The 16,468-nt window shown below is 68.2% G+C and carries 19 protein-coding genes; 12 read left to right on the plus strand and 7 right to left on the minus strand.

Going from position 1 to position 16,468, the window contains the following annotated elements; all coding sequences use genetic code 11:
* Nucleotides 1-1,527: a bifunctional 3-(3-hydroxy-phenyl)propionate/3-hydroxycinnamic acid hydroxylase MhpA gene (gene mhpA / locus OO71_RS17235; protein WP_211260537.1), complete on the plus strand. Its 1,527-nt coding sequence runs from the start codon at nucleotides 1-3 to the stop codon at nucleotides 1,525-1,527.
* Entirely contained in the window at nucleotides 1,524-2,552 is a 1,029-nt protein-coding gene (locus tag OO71_RS17240; RefSeq protein ID WP_033290746.1) for an alpha/beta hydrolase, read from the plus strand. The genes mhpA and OO71_RS17240 overlap by 4 nt, the downstream gene beginning before the upstream one ends.
* A gap of 542 nt (nucleotides 2,553-3,094) precedes the next feature.
* Here OO71_RS17240 and OO71_RS17245 read toward each other — a convergent pair.
* The gene (locus OO71_RS17245; protein WP_033290747.1) at nucleotides 3,095-4,018 is read right to left on the minus strand and encodes an NmrA family NAD(P)-binding protein; all 924 of its coding nucleotides are present in this window, start codon (nucleotides 4,016-4,018) and stop codon (nucleotides 3,095-3,097) included.
* 95 nt (nucleotides 4,019-4,113) lie between these two features.
* Between OO71_RS17245 and OO71_RS17250 the strand changes: the two genes are divergently transcribed.
* A complete protein-coding gene (locus tag OO71_RS17250) occupies nucleotides 4,114-4,668 on the plus strand; it encodes a TetR/AcrR family transcriptional regulator (protein ID WP_033290748.1) in 555 nt (184 codons plus the stop codon).
* Between the two features lie 368 nt (nucleotides 4,669-5,036).
* On the opposite strand, the gene OO71_RS17255 is transcribed toward OO71_RS17250, so the two are convergent.
* Nucleotides 5,037-5,669, minus strand: coding sequence for a TetR/AcrR family transcriptional regulator C-terminal domain-containing protein (locus OO71_RS17255; protein WP_051791647.1), 633 nt, complete (start codon nucleotides 5,667-5,669; stop codon nucleotides 5,037-5,039).
* A 66-nt stretch (nucleotides 5,670-5,735) separates the two neighbouring features.
* Here OO71_RS17255 and OO71_RS17260 point away from each other — a divergent pair, with 66 nt between their 5' ends.
* From OO71_RS17260 to OO71_RS17275, 4 genes are all read left to right on the plus strand, one after another.
* The gene (locus OO71_RS17260) at nucleotides 5,736-6,695 is read left to right on the plus strand and encodes a PDR/VanB family oxidoreductase (RefSeq protein ID WP_245633690.1); all 960 of its coding nucleotides are present in this window, start codon (nucleotides 5,736-5,738) and stop codon (nucleotides 6,693-6,695) included.
* A 12-nt stretch (nucleotides 6,696-6,707) separates the two neighbouring features.
* Nucleotides 6,708-7,373 carry an MSMEG_1061 family FMN-dependent PPOX-type flavoprotein gene (locus OO71_RS17265; protein ID WP_033290749.1) on the plus strand — a complete coding sequence of 222 codons (666 nt, stop codon included), beginning with the start codon at nucleotides 6,708-6,710 and terminating at the stop codon, nucleotides 7,371-7,373.
* Nucleotides 7,374-7,445: 72 nt separating this feature from the next.
* Nucleotides 7,446-8,255 (plus strand): SDR family NAD(P)-dependent oxidoreductase, encoded by an 810-nt coding sequence (locus OO71_RS17270; RefSeq protein ID WP_156096333.1) that lies wholly within the window; start codon nucleotides 7,446-7,448, stop codon nucleotides 8,253-8,255.
* A gap of 42 nt (nucleotides 8,256-8,297) precedes the next feature.
* Nucleotides 8,298-9,173, plus strand: a complete 876-nt coding sequence (locus OO71_RS17275; RefSeq protein ID WP_084145001.1) for an aminoglycoside phosphotransferase family protein — start codon at nucleotides 8,298-8,300, stop codon at nucleotides 9,171-9,173.
* Here the strand turns inward: OO71_RS17275 and OO71_RS17280 are convergent.
* A complete protein-coding gene (locus tag OO71_RS17280) occupies nucleotides 9,163-10,173 on the minus strand; it encodes a type 2 periplasmic-binding domain-containing protein (protein WP_033290751.1) in 1,011 nt (336 codons plus the stop codon). The two genes, OO71_RS17275 and OO71_RS17280, sit on opposite strands and share 11 nt — an antisense overlap.
* Before the next feature lie 87 nt (nucleotides 10,174-10,260).
* Between OO71_RS17280 and OO71_RS17285 the strand changes: the two genes are divergently transcribed.
* Together OO71_RS17285 and OO71_RS17290 are read left to right on the plus strand one after the other, a co-directional pair.
* Nucleotides 10,261-10,728: a MarR family winged helix-turn-helix transcriptional regulator gene (locus OO71_RS17285; RefSeq protein WP_033290752.1), complete on the plus strand. Its 468-nt coding sequence runs from the start codon at nucleotides 10,261-10,263 to the stop codon at nucleotides 10,726-10,728.
* 70 nt (nucleotides 10,729-10,798) lie between these two features.
* Nucleotides 10,799-11,635, plus strand: a complete 837-nt coding sequence (locus tag OO71_RS17290) for an alpha/beta fold hydrolase (RefSeq protein WP_211260538.1) — start codon at nucleotides 10,799-10,801, stop codon at nucleotides 11,633-11,635.
* Here the strand turns inward: OO71_RS17290 and OO71_RS52220 are convergent.
* On the minus strand, nucleotides 11,618-11,728 hold the full coding sequence (locus tag OO71_RS52220; protein ID WP_245633691.1) for a 2-oxo acid dehydrogenase subunit E2: 111 nt from the start codon (nucleotides 11,726-11,728) through the stop codon (nucleotides 11,618-11,620). The two genes, OO71_RS17290 and OO71_RS52220, sit on opposite strands and share 18 nt — an antisense overlap.
* On the opposite strand from OO71_RS52220, the gene OO71_RS53340 reads away from it, so the two are divergent.
* Both OO71_RS53340 and OO71_RS53345 read left to right on the plus strand, forming a co-directional pair.
* The gene (locus OO71_RS53340) at nucleotides 11,727-11,945 is read left to right on the plus strand and encodes a GntR family transcriptional regulator (RefSeq protein WP_425388680.1); all 219 of its coding nucleotides are present in this window, start codon (nucleotides 11,727-11,729) and stop codon (nucleotides 11,943-11,945) included. The genes OO71_RS52220 and OO71_RS53340 overlap by 2 nt on opposite strands.
* Nucleotides 11,946-12,932, plus strand: a complete 987-nt coding sequence (locus tag OO71_RS53345; protein WP_156096337.1) for an FCD domain-containing protein — start codon at nucleotides 11,946-11,948, stop codon at nucleotides 12,930-12,932.
* Nucleotides 12,933-13,204: 272 nt separating this feature from the next.
* Here the strand turns inward: OO71_RS53345 and OO71_RS17300 are convergent, their stop codons facing one another.
* Complete coding sequence (locus OO71_RS17300) at nucleotides 13,205-13,810, minus strand: TetR/AcrR family transcriptional regulator (protein ID WP_033290755.1); 606 nt, start codon at nucleotides 13,808-13,810, stop codon at nucleotides 13,205-13,207.
* Nucleotides 13,811-13,998: 188 nt separating this feature from the next.
* On the opposite strand from OO71_RS17300, the gene OO71_RS17305 reads away from it, so the two are divergent.
* On the plus strand, nucleotides 13,999-15,096 hold the full coding sequence (locus OO71_RS17305; protein WP_033290756.1) for an FAD-dependent monooxygenase: 1,098 nt from the start codon (nucleotides 13,999-14,001) through the stop codon (nucleotides 15,094-15,096).
* 18 nt (nucleotides 15,097-15,114) lie between these two features.
* On the opposite strand, the gene OO71_RS17310 is transcribed toward OO71_RS17305, so the two are convergent.
* Together OO71_RS17310 and OO71_RS17315 are read right to left on the minus strand one after the other, a co-directional pair.
* The gene (locus OO71_RS17310) at nucleotides 15,115-15,555 is read right to left on the minus strand and encodes a nuclear transport factor 2 family protein (RefSeq protein WP_033290757.1); all 441 of its coding nucleotides are present in this window, start codon (nucleotides 15,553-15,555) and stop codon (nucleotides 15,115-15,117) included.
* Between the two features lies 1 nt (nucleotide 15,556).
* Nucleotides 15,557-16,432, minus strand: a complete 876-nt coding sequence (locus tag OO71_RS17315; RefSeq protein WP_033290758.1) for a TIGR03619 family F420-dependent LLM class oxidoreductase — start codon at nucleotides 16,430-16,432, stop codon at nucleotides 15,557-15,559.
* Nucleotides 16,433-16,468 lie beyond the last annotated feature (36 nt).

Consider the following 16,468-nt stretch of genomic DNA (forward strand, 5'->3'; position numbering starts at 1 on the left):
ATGGGAGACAACGCAATGCACCACGACTTCGACGTCGCAATCGTGGGCTACGGGCCGACCGGACTGGTCCTCGCCTCGGCACTGGGCAAGCGCGGGCACCGCGTCGCGGTTTTCGAACGCTGGCCGAACCTGTATGGATTGCCGCGGCTCACGCACATCGACGGCGAGACCGCGCGGATCGTCCAGGCCGTCGGCGACCTCGGCCACGCGTTGCGCGACGCACTGCCGCTCCCGCATTATCGTTACTTCAGCGCTGACGGCGAGCAGCTCATCGAACTCGACTGGCGTGGGACGTCGTGCGGGCATCCCGCGCATTTGTCGATCTACCAGCCGGACATCGAGGACGCCATCGATCTGCACGTACGGGCGACCGGGAACGTCGAGGTCAACCAGGGCTGGGAGATCGTGGACCTGCACGCGGAAACCGACGGCGTGCAGCTCACCGCGCGGTCGAACGATCGCGCTGAACGCACCGTGACGGCGAAGTACGTCGTAGGCGCGGACGGTGCGGGCAGCTTTGTGCGTGCAGCTTTGGGGATAAAGCGCAGCGACAACGGCGTACACGACCGATGGCTGAACATCGACACTGAACGGCGGCGGCCGTTGCCGAAACGATTCAGCCACGTCACCCAGTTCTGCGATCCGGCGCGCGGGCACATGCACATGCCGATCGGGCGGAGCAGGCAGCGCTTCGAACTGGCGGTGCTGCCCGGAGAAGACGTTGCAGCGTACGAAAATCCGGAGTTCGCCTGGCGTTGGCTACGGGAAACGCATGGACTCGGGCCGGACGACGTAAGGATTCTGCGTCAGGTGGTCTACACCTTCGAGGGCCGGATCGCCGAATCGTGGCGGCAGGGCCGGGTCCTGCTCGCCGGGGACGCCGCCCACACCACGCCGCCGTACCTCGGGCAGGGCGCCTGCTCTGGCATGCGCGACGGCATCACGCTCGCGTGGAAACTCGACCTGGTCCTGCGCGGCCTCGCCGGTGACGGCCTGCTCGACACCTACGAAACCGAGCGCAAACCGCACGCCACCGCGATCACCGAGATCTCCACCGCACTCGGCAAAGTGGCCAACACCCACGACCCGGCCGAAGCCGCCGCGCGCGACGAAGCGTTCCGCAGCGGAAACGTTCCTCCTCCGCCGCCGTTCCCGACCATCACTGCCGGGGTGATCCACGACCGGTGTTCGTTGTCCGGAACGCTTGCCCCGCAAGGAAATGTCCGTACCTCCGCTGGTGTCGGCCGATTCGACGACGTGCTCGGCGGCGGCTTCAGCCTGGTATCCCGTGCCGCGTGGGTGGACGACGACCGGCGCGCGTTCCTCGACCGGATCGGCACGACAGTCGCGACCATCACCGCGGCAGAGGACGTCGATGGCACTTACGATCGCTGGTTCACTTCGAATGGCGTCGAAGCGTTTCTCAGCCGCCCGGATTTCCACCTGTTCTGGGCCGGTTCCCTCGCCGATCTGCCGGAAGCGGTGGACCAGCTCCGGCAGCGGCTGTCCGTGACGGTGCCCGCATGAGCGTCGCCCCTGCCGAAGCACTTTGGCGAGCCATGCCACCGACCCGGTTGCTGGACGGCGGCATGGACTACGCCGATGTCCTTGCGCTGCAGGCCCGTACTGCTTCCGGGGAGGCGTGGGATCGTGCGGCAGAACAACTTGCGGACGTCCGGCTGGCCCGGCAGGTGCCGAACCCGGTCACCGCGCTCGAGGAATTGCGTTATGCAGCAGCGGATCTCTTGTTCGCGCAGATGGCGTACAACTTCGACGTCCCCCGCAAGGTCTCCCTCTACGACCGGTTCACCTCGGCCGTCGCTCGCGCCGCCGAACTTGCGCAGTGGGAACGGGTCCAGCTGCCCTTCGCCGGGGGTCGCCTGTTCGGGTGGCTGATCCGCCCGACCGGCCCGATCGCCGGTACAGTGGTGGTATTCGGAGGGCAAAGTGGCTGGGGCGCAACATATCTTTCACTCGCTGACGCGTTGACCCGTCGCGGCATGGCGGCATTGCTGGCGGAAGGTCCCGGGCAAGGCGAGACGCGCATGCACGGCGGTGTGCTGCTCGACGTCGACGTCCGGGCCGCGTACTCGACGTTCGTCGACCACGCACTTCTCCACGGCCCCGTCGGGCTGTGGGGCAACAGCATGGGCGGCCTCTACGCGGGTACCACGGCGGCGTCGGACCCCCGGGTGGCCGCGGTGTGCATCAATGGCGCCCCGGCGACGCCGCGATTGCTCGGGTTCCGGACGTTCGACGAGCAGGCGTGCGCCATGCTCGGTACCCGCGATCACCAAGCAGTGCAAGAAAACTTCGCCCGGCTGGCATTGCGTGCAGACGACCGGATCCGGGGCGCGGTGCTCGTCCTGCACGGCGGCGCGGACCCCATCGTGCGGCTGGAGGAGCAGAAACCATTCCTCGCGGCCGCTGAGGGGGTGGCGCACCTGCAGGTCTGGGAAGACGGCGAACACACGATCTACAACCACGCAGCCCAGCGGACCGCATTCGCTGCCGATTGGTTCGCGGAGCGGTTCCGAGAGGAAACCGGTTGACGTACCACGCCGAGCGGTTCCACCAGGAGACCGATTGAGGGTCCCACACCGAGCCGTCCCGGCGCGGACCGGTCAACCCCGCCCCACGAGAAGACCAGCGAACGCCCCGCACCGAGCCGCCCCGTGCGGAGACCGGCGACGTCACGCACCAAACGGTTCTGCGGGGGACGGGCTGACGTCGACGCCGAGCCGCCGTATGAAGAGACCTGCTACCACCACGCCTCGAATCGCCCCACGGGACGATCAGCTAACACCCCACCAAGCCGCCCAGGAACAGACCGACTCGCGTCCCTCGCCGAACCGCTCCACCAGACGACCGGCAGACATCCCGGCTCATGCCGCCTTGCGAACAGACCCACCGACCTCACACACCAAACCGCTCCACCAGACGACCGGCAGACACCCCGGCCCATGCCACCCCGCGAAGAGACCCACCGACCTCACACACCGAACCGCCCCACGAAGAGGCCGCCCCGAGAAGGCTGCACGACACCCCAAACAGAGCGGTCGCGCCGGCAATCCCCCGGCTCCGCGACACTTCCTCAAGCGTCCGCGCGCATCGTCGTCTCCGCCCATTCCTCGAAGGTCGTCAGCGGGATCCCCAACTCGCGGGCGAACTCGGGCCGGGCCGGTTGGCCCACCTCGTTGAGCCGGGCGTGGGAATGGCCCATCGGCGGCATTCCGGCGGCGATGGCCTCCTCCACGGTCATGTCCGGCACCGGCAGCGGCACCTCGAGGACCCGGGCAAGGATCGGGGCGATGTCCGTCATCGGACGGAAGTCGCTGGCCAGTTCCAGTTCCACGCGGTGGAACCGCTCCGGGTCGGCGATGGCTGCGGCGGCTGCGCGGCCGATGTCCCGGACCGCGACCAGCGACAGCCGCGTCTCCGGGCGCAGGATGGTCACCAACCCTCCCTCGACGCCGCGCGGGAACAGATACTCCGTGGACGGCAGGAAGTTCTCCATGAAAAATCCCGGCTTGAGCAGCGTCCAGTGCGGGAAACCGGCCTCGCGCAGCCGATCCTGTACCGCGGTCTTCGCAGTCAGCGCGGGTTCCAGGTAGTCCCAGCGTCCCTCGGCCCAGCCGGGGCTTTCGGTGTGCTGCCCGGCCCCGGTGACGGACGTGTGCACGAACTGCGGCACCCCGGCTTCCCTCGCGGCCTCGATGAGGTTCACCCCCTGCGCCGCCTCGCCCGCGAAATCCGGCTGCGGACCCGACATGTCCGGCATCTGGACGCTGAACACCGCCCGCGCGCCCTCGGCTGCCTGACGCACCGCGTCGCGGTCGTGCAGATCGCCGGTGACCAGTTCGGCGCCCAGTGCCTCGACCGCCTTCGCCCGCGCGCTCGACGGATCGCGGACCAGCGCGCGGACGGGCACCCCCGTCTCCAGCAAGGCGCGGGCCGTCGCGCCGCCCTGCCTGCCGGTGGCGCCGGTGACCAGGACGGGGGCAGATTCTCCGGGCATGATTCTCCCTCGAAACACAAACGGCGGGGCCCGCCGTTTCTCTCCGGCTACAATACGGCGGGGCCCGCCACTTAGCAAACCCGGAGGACCGAGCCATGCCCGGACAGCAGCGTGCCGACGCGCGGCGCAACTACACGCGCATCCTCTCGGTGGCCGAGGAAGCGGTGGCCGCCCATGGCGCGAACGCGTCGCTGGAGCAGATCGCGCGCACCGCAGGGGTCGGTTCCGCCACGGTGCGACGCCACTTCCCCACGCGGCACGCGCTGCTACGTGCGGTGTCGCAGGAACGAATCGCCGCGCTCGTCGCCCGCGCCCACGATCTGGCCGCCGAGCCCGACAGCCGACGCGCCCTGCTCGAATGGCTCGACGACGTGGTGAGCTACTGCGTTTCCGCCCGCGGCCTCGCCGCCGCCCTGGCCTACGACGTCCCCGACCCGGTCCACGGCAACTCCTGCGCCGCGACCCTGGAGGAAGCCGCCACCCCGCTCCTGACCCGCGCCGCCGACACCGGCGCGGTGCCACCGGACGTGACGGTGACGGACCTGATCACCCTGATCGTCGGCATCACCATGGCCACCGAACGCCACGCCGACCCTGCAGCCGCCGCAACCCGGCTGTTCCACCTCGCCGTGGCCGGACTCAGCCGCTGACAACCGACCCGATCCACCCTGATCATCAGCATCACACCGACCAAACCCGACGCCGACACGCGACCCGGCTGTTCCACCTGGCCATGGGCACCCACCTGATCATCGGCATCACACCCACCAAACCCGACGACGCGACCCGACCGTTCCACCTAGCCGGGCGCAGCCGCTGACAACCGACTCGATACGCAACGATCGTCGGCATTACGCCCACCAAACACCACACCCACCCCGCGACCCGGCTGTTCCACCCAGCCGTAGCCAGGCTCAACCCCAGACAACCGACCCGATACACCCCGATCATCGAGCATCACCACAGCCACCGAACACCACACCCACCGGCAGCCCGCAACACCCAGCCGGGACCGGGCTCAACCCCGGACAACCGACTCGATGCCCGCGATCAGCAGCTCCAACCCAAACGCGAACCGGGCCTCGAAGTCGAGCAGTGGTTCCACCGGTCCCGCCGCCAGGTGGGCGTATTGCTGCGCGCCAAGAACGTCCTTCAGCACGTCGATCTCGCCGCCCTGTGCGCCCTGTTCCTCCAGCGCCTCCCCCAGCACGAAACAGAACAGCGCACTCGCCGCCCACAGTGCGTGTTTCCTGGTCAGGCCCGCGGCCAGCATGCAGCCGACCAGAGTGTCCACATAGGTCAGGTTGCTGTGTTTGGCCGCGTAGTTCCCGCCGACGATGCGGGCGCCGTCGCGGTGGGTGAGCAGTGCCGTGCGCAGGCCGGAGGCCATTGCCCGCGCTCGGGGCGCCCACTCGCCGGAAGCGGGCAGAATCGATACTGCCCCGGCCAGAATCGACTCGGCCATCTCGTCGATCAGCGCGTCCTTGCCGTCGAACAGCCGGTAGATCGCCGGCAGGTGCAGGCCGAGCCGGTCGGCCAGCTGCCGCATGGTGAGCGCCTCCAGCCCACCCGCGTCGACCAGCTCCAGTGCTTCCCGGACTGCCCGCTCGGCGCGCGTCGCGGCAATTCCCCGCCTCGGCTCGGTTGACATGTTAACGACGTTACCAATACCCTTGCCGAGGCGGCAAGTAACATCGTTAACAATGGAGGGAACGCCGTGTCCCTGAGCACTGAAATCACCGTTGGAACCGACGTCGTCGTCCGGCAGTTGCGCTGGGAGGCCGACGGCGTCGTCTCCCTGCAGCTGGCCACTCCCGGCGGCGAGCTGCTGCCGCCGTGGGAACCGGGTTCGCACATCGATGTCGTGCTGCCGAACGGCGTCGAGCGGCAGTACTCGCTGTGCGGACCGCCGGGCGAACGCGCGTACTACCGGATCGGCGTGCGCCGGGAACGCGCGAGCCGGGGCGGTTCGGAGTACGTCCACGCCTTCCTGCGGCCCGGCCAGCGGCTCACCATCAAAGGCCCGCGGAACAATTTCGGCTTCCGGCCCGCTGAATCGTATGTCTTCGTGGCCGCCGGAATCGGCATCACCCCGATTCTGCCGATGATTCGCGAGGCGGAATCACAGCATGCCGACTGGCAGCTGTACTTCGGCGGCCACACCAGCGCGTCGATGCCGTTCCTTGACGAACTTCGCAGCTACGGACCCCGGGTCCGCTGCCATCCGGCGGACACCGTCGGCCGGATTCCGTTGCCGGAACTCGAAAAACCAGCGCAATCGGGTGCGAAGGTCTACGCCTGTGGTCCGGCTTCCCTGCTGTCCGATTTGGACACTGCGGCGGAAAACTGGCCCGACGGTACGTTGCACCTGGAACGATTCAAAGTCCGCGAAATACCCCCGGCCGAGAACAAGCCGGTCGAAGTCGTGTGCGCGGCGTCGAAGAAAACCGTGTCCGTACCCGCGGACAAAAGCATCATCCGCGCGCTGGAGGACGCCGGAATCCGGCCACCGACGTCGTGCCGGTCCGGGATTTGCGGGTCATGTGAAACGCGGGTTCTCGAAGGCATTCCCGAGCACCGCGACGGCATTCTTTCCGCAAGCGAGCAAAAAGCCGGTGACCGGATGTTCGTCTGTGTTTCGCGGGCGCGCACCCCGCGCCTCGTCCTCGACCTGTGACGGGAGACCCCCATGACCAGCACTGCCGCCGACGCGTACACCCCCATCACCATGGACCGTGTCCGGGAGATCATCGGTTTCCCGGAACAGTTCATCGCCGAGAAAAAGGAACCCCGGCTCGGTGAATTCGCCATGCGGTTCATCGCGCACAGCCCATTCTTCTGCGTCGCGAGTTTCGGCGCGGACGGCCTGATGGACGTCGGCCCGAAAGGCGACCCGCCCGGTTCGGTCCGCATTCTTGACCCGTGGACGCTCGCCATCCCCGACCGGCCCGGCAACAAATTCGCCGACACCTTCGAAAACATCACCGTGAACCCGTCGATCGGGCTCGTGTTCTTCGTGCCCGGACTGCGTGAGGTGATGCGGGTGAACGGCGACGCCTTCGTCACCGACGACCCGGAATTGCTCGGTATGCTCGGCGCCGACGGAAAACCAGCGGCACTGGCGACCATTGTCCGGGTACGCGAGGTATTCGGGCAATGCGGAAAGGCAGTGATCCGCGCAAAATTGTGGGAAGGCGATACCCGGGGGCTGGCGAATGCGGTCACCCTCGGCGGCGATTTCTACACCCTCACCATCGCCGAACACGCGCAGAAGATGAACGACAGCCTCGGCGAACTCGTCGGCGGCGGCCTGCACGAAGCAATCGACGAGAACTACCGGAACGAACTCTTCTAGTACCAAGGGGCAGACTTTCCCGGCTTCGGCCGTTTTCGCGGGTAGGTTCGGCGGAAACGGAGAGGAAGAACGTTGCCTGAGATCCCCAAGACCATCATCGTCACCGGAGCCAGCGACGGGATCGGCGCGGCAGCCGCGCGGCACCTCGCCGGTCTCGGGCACCGGGTGGTGGTCGTCGGCAGATCAGCGGACAAGGTCGAGGCGATCGGCCGGGAACTGGGCGCCGACCACTTCAGCGCGGACTTCACTCGACTGGACGACGTCCGAACCCTTGCCGAAACTCTCACCGAGCGCTACCCGCGCATCGACGTACTTGCCAACAACGCCGGAGCCATTCTCGGCAAGCGCACCGAAACCGCGGACGGCTTCGAGGAGTCCTTCCAGGTCAACTACCTCGCCCCGGTCCTGCTCACCACCCTGCTCCTGGACCCGTTGCTGGCCGGGCGCGCGACGGTGATCCAGACCGCGAGCAACGCCGCCCGGCTGTCCGCGCGCGTCCGCCTCGACGACCTCGGCACCACCGAGGGCTACACGCCGGTCCGCGCGTACGGCAACGCCAAGCAGGAGCTCGTCCTGTTCACCCAGGAACTGCACAATCGCTACCACGGCAAGGGATTGTCCACCGTCGCGTTCCATCCCGGCGGGACGGCGAGCAGGTTCGCCCAATCCAGCCGGAGCGCGGTCGGCACGCTGTTCCGGACACCGATTCCCCGGCTGCTCTTCCAGTCCCCGGAAAAGGCCGCCCGGCAGCTCGTGCGGTTCGCCGTCGACCGTGACTGGGAATCCGGCGCCTACTACGAATCCGGCCGGATCCGCGCACTCAAGACGCCGCCGATCGCGGGCGAGCTGTGGGAGCGCAGCATGGAGCTCGTCGCCCGGTAATTCCGTTGCCGCGACACCGATTCCCTGCCTACGATCCCCTTCGTGCGGTCCCGTCCTGCCACCATCGATGACGACACCATTGCGCGCGCCATTGCCGCGCACTGGCTGTCCGACGTCCCCGAAATCGCTTACCTGCCCTGGGGTTTCGGCGCGCATCACTGGCGCGCGCACGGCAGTGGGACCACGTTGTTCGTCACCCTCGACCAGCTGGCCACCCGGCACACCGCGGCCTCGCTGGAAAGCACCTACGCGGCCGCCTCAGCATTGGGGCTCAGCTTCGTCTGCGCGCCGATCCCGGCCCGATCGGGCCGGTTCACGGTCGACACCGGGGCGGGCGTCCTCAGCGTCACCCCGATGCTCGACGGCCGAAGCCCGGCCCAAGACGAGATGGACGAGCAGCAGATCCGCGAAGCACTCACCGAACTCCACCGCACGCCGCCGCCCACGGGCCTGCGCAGGTGGACGCCGCAGGTCAGCGCGGAATTCGCCGACGACCTGCGCGCCCGCACCGCCGAGCCGTGGACGTCCGGTCCGCTGGCCGAGGAAGCCCGTACCGCACTCGCCGCCCGCGCGCCCGACATCAAGCGCTGGACCGACCGCTACCTGGAGCTGGCCGACGTCGCCACCCGCCGGGAGTGGGTGCCGACGCACGGCGAACCACACAACGACAACCAGGTCGTGGCGGCCGGGAAACTCTGGCTGGTGGACTGGGAATCCCTCGCGCTGGCCCCCCGCGAACGCGATTACGCCGACCTGCCCGCCACGCCCGGACTGGACCCCGAGATGGTCGAACTTTTCGCCCTCGACTGGCGGCTGTCGGAACTACGCGAGTACGCCGACTGGTTCCACGCCCCGCACACCGGCACCGAAGACGACCACCTCGCGCTGCAAGGCCTGCACGAGGAGCTCACGTGGTGAGCAGCTCCGGCACGAAGATGTCCTCCACCGTCAGCCGCCGCTTCGACAGTCCCTGCTCGAAATGCCACCGCAGGAAAGCGTCCACCGACGCGCGGTTCTTCTCCACGCCGTAGGGCCACCAGTCCTCGCCGAACAGGCGGCGGTTCTCGTCGTACAGCTCGCTGAACCACGGAACCATGCCCGCCGACCCCATGTGGTTGAAGATCCGGCCGTGCCGATAGTCCGCCATTGCGGTTTCCTTGGCGTCGACGAACCCTTGGTACACCTTCCGCGCCAGCCCCGGGTGCTGCGCGAGCAAATCCTTGCGCACCACCACGGTGTGCATGATCGGCCGGATGCCGGTGCGGCGGTAGTAGTCGCGCTCGAGGCTGACGTAGTCCGGGAACAACCGCGCGACATTCGGCGAGTTCTCGAGCACCGCGCGCGGAACGTCGGCGGAGATCAACGCATCGATCTCGCCGTCGTCGAGCATCTGGCCGAGTGCTTTCCCCTGCGGGGCGGGCTGCACGTCGACCTCGGCCGGGTGCAGCCGCGGGACGAAGTCGAACCACTCCATCGGCCAGTCGAACCCGCCGATGACCCAGCGGCTCTGCTCCGGCTTCACGCCGTACTCGTCGGACAGCACGCCCTTGGCCACCACCCCGGCGTCGTGCCCGTAGGTGGCGAACTCGCCGATGGTCTTGCCTGCCAGGTCCTGCGGCGTGCGGATTCCGCTGGCGGTGTTGACGTAGATCGCGGAATGCCGGAACTGCCGGTTGGGGAACACCGGAATCGCGAGGTACGGCGACTCCTCGTCGAGGTCCAGGGTGCGCAGGTAGAACGTGAGACCCAGCTCGGCGACGCCGAACTCGCGGTCCCGGACCGTCCGCTCGAAGATGTCCGAAACGATGTCTGCGGTGTGCATGGTCGCGTCGACGCCTTCGAAACCGGCAGTGCCGTCGAAGAGCGCGCGGGTGTTGTCGTAGCGGTAAATGCCGATGTCGACCGGGATGTCGCTCATCACCGCCTCCTCTCTCCGACCTCAATACTAAACGCGTTTACTATAATCCGGCAAGTGACCTGCGACACCCGGCTACGATGCACCACAATGGACAAGGACGCGCTCACCGACCTCTTCACCACGGCCTCCCTCGGTGCTCCGGAGAACGCCGTGGGCTTCGTGATGTGGCGCGTCGTGCACCGCTACGTCCGCGAGATCGACCAGGCACTCGCGCCGCTGGACCTCACGCACCTGCAGTTCCAGACCCTCGCCCTGGCCGGATGGCTGAACCGGTCCGGCGAAGCGGTGACCCAGTCCGGCCTCGCGGCGTCCGGCGACATCCACCCGATGCAGGTGTCGCAGATCCTCAAGACGCTCGAACGCAAGGGTTTCATCGTGCGGTCACGCAGCGCCGAGGACGTGCGCGCCAAGCAGGTCGAGGTCACCGATGCCGGCGGCGCGGCGCTGCGCGAGGCCCTGCCGCTCGTGATCGAGGTACAGCACCGGATCTTCGGCGACGAAGGCCTTCCCGGCGGTGCGCTGCTGGAAACCCTGCTGCGCCTGGACAATTCCTGACCCGGTTGCCCGTTTCCCCCTGACGATCTTCCTTGTCGTGACTGGTGTGCCGTCGCTAACCTCGGCGACCGTGCAAGCAGAAACCCCCATCGTGCTCGTCCACGGACTCTGGCACGGCAGCTGGTGCTGGAGCCTCGTCGCCGAAGAACTGGCCTCCCGTGGCCTGTCCTCGGTCGCCGTCGACCTCGACGGGCACGGGCTGAAACACCGCCCGGCCCACCTGACCTGGAGCGATCCGGCCGCCGTCGCGACCACGCCGTCGCGGCTCGCCGGGCTCACCGCGTCGTCGGCCGCGGCCACCCTCGTCCGGCAGATCACGCGGATCGGCGACGGACGACCCTGTCTCGTCGTGGCACACAGCATGGGCGGAATCGTCGCGACCGCAGCCGCCGAACTGGCACCGGAGCTCTTCGCCGGGCTGGTGTACGTGGCTGCGCACGCCCCGGTGTCCGGGCAGCCGTCCGACACCTATCGCGCGCGCGACGAAGGCGCCGGAGACACCGTGCCGCAGCTGTTCGCCGCCGACCCGGCGGTGGTCGGCTCGTTCCGGATCGACCTCGGCCGGCGCGACCTGGTGCGCTCGACCTTCTACCACGACGTCGACCCCGAAACCGCCGACGCCGCCATCGCCCTGCTCAGCCCCGAAGCACCGGCCGGTTTCAGCGCGGAGGCAGTGCAGGTGAGCGCGGCAAGGTACGGCAGCATTCCCCACGGATATGTTCTGTGCACTCAAGACTACGCGGTTCCGATCGCCTTGCAACGCCTTTTCGTGAAGGAGATCGACGAGATCTCGGCCCGGCCCACCACGGTGACCGAGTTCGAGTCCTCGCATTCGCCGTTCCTCTCGCGACCGGCCGAGCTGGCCGAGGCCATCGCGACATTCCCTGCGTCACAACAGGATTCGTAGCGGATCCTCGATGATCGTGCGGAATGCGGTGAGCCACTGAGCCGCCAGTGCGCCGTCGAGTGCCCGGTGGTCGCTGGAAAGGGTGACCGTCATGATCGTCGCGCTGGTGAGCGACCCATCATCGGCGACGACCGGCCGCCGCGTCGCGTTCGATGCCGTAGCTGCCGAGGTTCGAAATCGCGATCTCCAGCTCGGCCTGCAGGAAAACGTAGCCGAGCAGTACGGCGCGAGCCGGATTCCGGTGCGCGGAGCGCTCAGCATTCTGGAAGCCGACGGCCTGGTAAAGCTCGTCGCGAACTCCGGTGCGTGAGTGTCGCAGTTCGATCTCGACGAATGCGAGGAGTTCTACCGCATCCGCGAGCAGATCGAGCCGCTGCTGCTGCGCGCAAGCCTGCCCGGCCTCACCGCCGACGCCTTCGACCGCATGGACGAACTCGCCGAGCAGATGGCCGGTACCACCGACGCACCCGAGTTCCTCCGGCTGGACCGCGAGTTCCACAACCTGTCGTACTCCGGCGCGAAAACCGTGGTGCCGGACGAGATCGTCCAGCGGATGTGGAACATGACCCACCGGCTGATGTTCACCCAGGTCTTCCAGGAACAAGGCGACCACGTAGTGCACGACGAGCACCGCGCGCCCTCCGCGAGGCTGACGAGGACCAGGCCGCGCTGGTATGCCTGGGCCACATCCGCCGCACCCGGCTGCAACTGGCCCGGCACCCTGAGCAGTTTTCGCGCTGATTTCTTGCGGAGGAGGAACCATGCCTTCGCCCGGACTGGCGGTCAACCTCATCGGACTGACGGTGCCGGACGTGCACGCCGCAATCGATTGGTACGGCGACGTTTTCGGCTTCCGCTGCATCATGGGCCCCGCGTACTGGACACAACCGGCCACGGCGAGGCAGCGACGGTATTCGGCTGCCGGTTCCGCCGGGCATGGCAAGCACATCTGCTCACGGCGAACTCGGTCGGGCTGGAGTTGTCCCAATTCCTCGACCCGCCAACGAAACCGCTGTTCCCGACCAGTATGGGCTGCCCACGCCGATGCCCAGCTCACGTCGGTTACCCGCTCAGAGATCTCCACCCCGCGCCGGTTACCGCCGCTGGCTTCGCTCGCATGGGCAGCCCACGCACATTCCCTGCCCGCATCGGCTGCCTGGCGTGGGTTCCCGACCCACACCGGCTGCCCGGCGCAAGTCCCCAACCCACACCGGCCGCCTGGCGCAGGTCACCGACCCACACCGGCTGCCCGGCGCAAGTCCCCAACCCACACCGGCCGCCTGGCGCAGGTCACTGACCCACACCGGCTGCCCACGCACCTTCCCGACCCACACCGTCCGCCTAGCGCAGGTCCCCAACCGCATCGGCTGCCTGGCGCATGTCCCCGACCCACGCCGGTTACCGAGACTGACCCGCCAGCATCCCGAGCCGACGCCGGTCCACACCCACACCAGCAGCCGACCCGCCCCGCCGTTGACCGGGCACCGAATCCCCCCACCCGAACCACTCACGCCGTCCCCTGCCGACCGGATCGTGACACCCTGACGCCAGGACAGCCGGGTCCCGCAGTCACGGGCGGGTCAACGGAGATTGTCCAGCGCGGAGACCGGTCAGCGTGACGTCCACGAGGCGTTCGGCGAACTCGCGGGTCAGCGGTTCCGCCGACCATTGGGCGTGGTGGTGCACCGGACCGGCGAGCAGATGGAGGGCCAGGTCCGGGTCGACCTCCGGCAGTTCCCCGCGCGACGTCGCCTTGGCGAAGCGGGCGCGGACCTTTCCTTCCCGCTCCTGGCGGTAAGTGGTGAGCAGGCGCCGGAGCTCGAGGCTGTTGTCGTCGCGCAGCCATAGTTGCCGTAGCGCTCGGCCGGTCGGCGATTGCAGGAGCGCTTCGTGCGCGAGCATGAACTCGACCAGGTCGTGGCGCAGGTCGCCGGTGTCCTCGATCGGGGCCGCTTCCTCGGCGAAGGCCAGGATCGCGTCGCGCACCAGCCGGTCTCGGTCGGGCCAGTTGCGGTAGACGGTGGCGCGGTGCACGCCCGACACTTCCGCGACCTGCTCGTAGCTGAACCCGCTGACCCCGTGCCGGGCCACCAGCTCCAGCGCGGCAGCCAGCACCTGCGCCCGCAACCGCGCGGTACGGCCGCCGGGGCGCCGGACCGGGGCGTCCTGGGTCATGGGTTCCTCACCTCTCCGAGACCGATCTTATCACGACACTTTGTTGCATTAGCTCCCGAGAGCGGGTACACCTAAATACGACAGGATGTCGCCTTAGGGAGAACGGTGACCGCGTGCAGCTCGACGGCATCCGGGCGATCGCCTCCGACACGCGCACTCATCCCATCCCCCAGCCAAGGAGAAATGCCATGCACATCCTCGTTTCCGGAGCCGGAGTCGCCGGGCTCGCGCTCGCCGCCGACCTCGGCAGCCGCGGCCACGACGTCACCGTCGTGGAGCTTTCCGGTCACCTCCGCGTCAACGGCTCACCGATCGACATCCGCGGCGACGCCCTTGCCATCACGGAGAAAATGGGCCTGATGGACCGGATCCGCGCCGAACAGATCCACGCCACCGACGGCGCGGTGTACGTGGACCGCGACGGCAACCCGGTTGCCCGCATCCCGCACGAATCGTTCAGTGATTCCGCCGACGACCTGGAAATCGCGCGCGAGGATCTCGCGTCGATCCTGGCGTCGGCGGCCACCGGTGCCGGTGCGGTCATCCGGTTCCGCGACTCGGTCACGGCACTCGCCGACGACGGCGAAGGCGTTGACGTCACGTTCCGCGAGAGCCGCCGCGAACGCTACGACCTGGTGCTCGGCGCGGACGGCCTGCACTCCGCGGTACGGCGGCTGGCGTTCGGCCCGGAGCAGGACTACCTGCGCTACCTCGGTCATTACGTCGCGCTCTTCGACCTGCCCGAGGAGCTGCGGCCGGAACAGGCCAACCCGCTGTACAACGAACCCGGCCGGATGGCGGCCGTTTTCGCCTTCAAGGACAAGCTGATCGGCTGCCTCGCGTTCCGGTCCGCCCCGCTCGGGTACGACTACCACGACCAGGCCGCGTACAAACGGATCATCAAGGACGCCTACGCCGGGATCACCGCGTGGCAGGTACCCGAGCTCGTGGCGGCGGCCGAGGCCGACGATGCCTGCTACTTCGACTCGATCAGCCAGATTCACCTGCCACAATGGCATCGCGGCCGGATCGCCCTGGTCGGCGACGCCGCGCACTGTGCGGCACTCCTGTCCGGACGCGGCACCTCGCTGGCGCTCACTGGCGCGTACTACCTCGCCGAGGAACTCGAGAAGTCCCCTGAGGACCCGACGGCTGCGTTCGCGCGCTACGAGACGCGGCAGCGCCCGTACGTCGAATTCTCGCAGGCCAGCGTGAAAGACGGCGCCGCCGCGCTCATCCCGGACAGCTGGGAGGCAATCCAAGCGCGCAATGCGGCGTTCAGCTGACCACAGCCACCGCGCGGCTCAGACCTGCCGCACGGTGGCCATCGCCCGTTCGGTTTCCCAGAACGCCCGCATCGACGTGATCAGCCCGGCTTCGTCCACGCGGTAGACGAACACGCCGTCGGTGTCGACGCGGTAGCCGCCGGGCAGGAACGTGGTGATGGTGCCGACGTTCGCGACCTCCGCGCCGGCTGCGTGCGAATCGCGGATCACGAACTCGAACCGCTCGACGTTCCCGATCGTCAGGTCCCAGAACGCCGCGATACCGTCGGGCCCGCGATGGCCTTTGCCTGCCTCGTCGAACATCGACGGGCCCACCGGGTCTTCCACCACGGCGTCCGGCGCGAACAACGCGAGCCAGCCGTCCTTGTCCCCCGCCGCGACGGCCGTCATCGACTTGAACGCCGCCGCGCGCGCGGGCGGCTGCGCGACGGCCGGGTCCCAGCTGACCTCGATTCCCATGTCACTCCTCGAATTTCGCGATGACCTCGTCGCCGAACTTCCGGATCGCGTCGATCTTCGGGCCGATTTCCGCGCCGAACCCGATCCCCTCGAACACCCACGGCATGGTGATCGCGTCGGTGACGCCTGCCGCGGCCTGCTCGCGAAACCCGTCGAGGCCGAACCGGTCGACGCACACCGCCTGGAACTCGAACGGATCGTCCGCGCGGCCGCGTTCGGCGAGCAGGGTCTTGAGCTTGCCGATGGTGTCGCGGAGCTGGTCGAGCGTCATCATCGCGGACGACCAGCCGTCGGCCGCCCGGGCGGCGCGGCGCAGCGCGACGTCGGTGTGGCCGCCGATGTAGAACGGCACCCGCGACGGCGGCGCGGGACTCATCTTGAGCTTGCCGAAGTCGAAGAACTCGCCGTGGTACTCGACGATCCCGCCGCCGAGGATCAGCCGCAGCACCTCGATCGCCTCGTCGAACCGCTTGCCGCGGCGCTCGTACGGCGCGCCGCACCAGGCGAACTCCTCCGGCGACCAGCCGATGCCGAGCCCGAGGCCGAACCGGCCACCGGTGAGCGCGGCGACCGAGCCGACCTGCCGCGCGAGCAGCACCGGATTGCGCGAACCGAGCTTGAGCACCGAGGTGTAGAACCGGATCCGCTCGGTCACCGCAGCCATCGACGCGGTCGCGACCAGCGGGTCGACCCACGGGGTGTCCTCGTCCCAGAACCGGCTGCCGTCGGGGGTGTAGGGATAGTCGGCGGAGACCTGCTCGGAGTAGAAGAGTGAATCCGGTAGCACGATCGAGGCGAATCCGGCCTCCTCAGCGGCGCGGGCGAGCGGGCCCAGCTGGCCGAGCGGGTTCATCGCGATCGACAGGGAGAACCTCATGCGGCGAACTATAACGTGTTCTACTTTCAGCGGCCA

This window comes from Amycolatopsis jejuensis, from assembly GCF_000717335.1.
Taxonomy (GTDB): domain Bacteria; phylum Actinomycetota; class Actinomycetes; order Mycobacteriales; family Pseudonocardiaceae; genus Amycolatopsis; species Amycolatopsis jejuensis.